Source organism: Bacillus sp. AP50 (assembly GCF_040492675.1).
GTDB classification, from domain to species: domain Bacteria; phylum Bacillota; class Bacilli; order Bacillales; family Bacillaceae_G; genus Bacillus_A; species Bacillus_A cereus.
In genome coordinates, this window is sequence record NZ_JBEUTW010000611.1 from 1 (window position 1) to 2,069 (window position 2,069).

Sequence of the window (2,069 nt, forward strand, 5' to 3'; positions counted from 1 at the left end):
ATATATATAAAGAAAATATTATGGGTAATAAATTACAAGGTCATCCGAGTATCGTATACGGAATATTAGGGGCGGAATTGAAAATGACAATAGAAGAAACGCTCTTAGTTTTCTTATACTCAAGTGTTGGAAGTATAATTCAAAACGGTGTGAGAGCCATTCCTCTTGGACAAACAGATGGTCAAAAACTATTACAAGAATGCCATGAATTAATCTGCAAATCTATTGATAGAATTCAAATACTTTCATTAGAGGATTTTGGATTGAATGATCCTGAATTCGAAATAAATCAAATGCAACATGAAGATGTAAATGTAAGGGTCTTCATGTCATAGGGAGGAAGAATAAAATGATAAAGCCTATTAAAATTGGTATCGGTGGTCCGGTAGGTGCTGGGAAAACCATGTTAGTTGAAAAGTTAACAAAACATCTAAATACAGATTATGAAATTGCAGCAATTACAAACGATATTTATACGAAAGAAGATGCAAAGATTTTATTGAAAACAGGTGTTTTACCAGAAGATAGAATTATTGGTGTAGAGACAGGGGGGTGCCCGCATACAGCAATTCGAGAGGACGCTTCTATGAATTTTGAAGCAATTGAAGAACTCATGATTAGACATAATAATTTAGATATTATTTTTATTGAAAGCGGGGGTGATAATTTAGCTGCCACATTTAGTCCGGAGCTAGTGGATTTTTCAATTTATATTATTGATGTGGCACAGGGAGAAAAGATTCCGCGTAAAGGTGGACAAGGAATGATCAAATCGGATGTATTTGTAATTAATAAAACGGATTTGGCACCTTATGTAGGAGCTAATCTTGGAGTTATGGAGCAGGATACGAAAAATTACCGACATAATAAACCATACTTTTTTACAAATTTGAAGGATGAGGAAGGTTTACAAGAATTAATAAATTGGATGAGACAGAACATTATGTTAGAAGGACTGAAAAAATGAAATCCCCGACAGGTGTCTTAAACATTGATATGATGGAAAAGAGACATAAAACCGTACCTATTAAGGTTTATCATAAAGATGCCTTAAAAGTAACGCAGCCAATATATTTGGATGAGTATGGTAGAGCATATTACTATATTATGAATTCTGGTGGAGGCTATTTAAAAGGAGATTTCTATTCTATAAATATAAATGTTGGTAAAGATGCGAAAACATATATAACAAGCCAATCAGCAACGAAAGTTTACAAGACTCCAAATAGTTATGCTTTGCAAGAATTGAATTTTTATATTGGTGAGAATGCTGTTATGGAGTATTTACCAGACCCGTTAATTATGTACAAGGATGCAGCATATAAGCAAAAAACAAATATATATATGCAAAATAATTCTACATTGATTTTATGCGATTCAGTTACGCCTGGTTGGTCGCCAAATATGGAGAAGTTCACATACCAATATTTTGATTCGTTAACAAAAATATATATGGAAAATAAACTTGTAGTATACGATCATCTATTGCTAAACCCTTTCAAAGAGTCGTTAGATCAAATGGGAATATTAAATCAATATTCCCATTATGGTACTTTCATAGTTATTAATGAGAACATTACAAATGATTTAATTGCAACATTGAAAACATCACTTTCTAACACTAACAATATGAAAATTGGAATATCTTCTACACCATGTAAAGGCTTTGTCATTCGCATACTTAGTCATAATACTGAGGATATGGAGTCTATATTTTTTCAGTGTCATCGTTTTGTTAGAAAGAATTGTCTACATGAAGAATTAACATCCTATCGAAAATATTAAGTAGGAGAAGGGGATACTATGACTAATGTTGGATTATTGTTTGTCGGTGCAGTTCTATTTATGAATTCACTAGCAGCTTTTAAACTTATTGATAGCAAAAGTGTAGGATACTTTAATTTATTTGTAGGGGCATTACAAACTTTGACACCATTATATTTATTATTTACAGGAAGTCAATCCGATGAGTGGACTATCCTATCTAATGGAACTATTTTTTTATTTGGTTTTACTTATTTATATGTTGGTCTTACGAATATATTAAAACTTGATTCTTCAGGTGTAGG

Annotated in this window: 4 protein-coding genes; all 4 read left to right on the top strand. The window is 32.0% G+C overall.

The features are described from left to right. Positions 1–335 (top strand): urease accessory protein UreF (locus tag ABWK52_RS27325; protein WP_353772279.1); only part of this gene is annotated, 335 nt, incomplete at its 5' end. A gap of 14 nt (positions 336–349) precedes the next feature. Further along, positions 350–967: an urease accessory protein UreG gene (ureG, locus tag ABWK52_RS27330; protein ID WP_000594926.1), complete on the top strand. Its 618-nt coding sequence runs from the start codon at positions 350–352 to the stop codon at positions 965–967. Next, positions 964–1,785 (top strand): urease accessory protein UreD, encoded by an 822-nt coding sequence (locus ABWK52_RS27335; protein WP_000841916.1) that lies wholly within the window; start codon positions 964–966, stop codon positions 1,783–1,785. The genes ureG and ABWK52_RS27335 overlap by 4 nt, the downstream gene beginning before the upstream one ends. An 18-nt stretch (positions 1,786–1,803) precedes the next feature. Next, positions 1,804–2,069: AmiS/UreI family transporter (locus ABWK52_RS27340; protein ID WP_353772280.1), on the top strand; the 266-nt coding region annotated here is incomplete at its 3' end.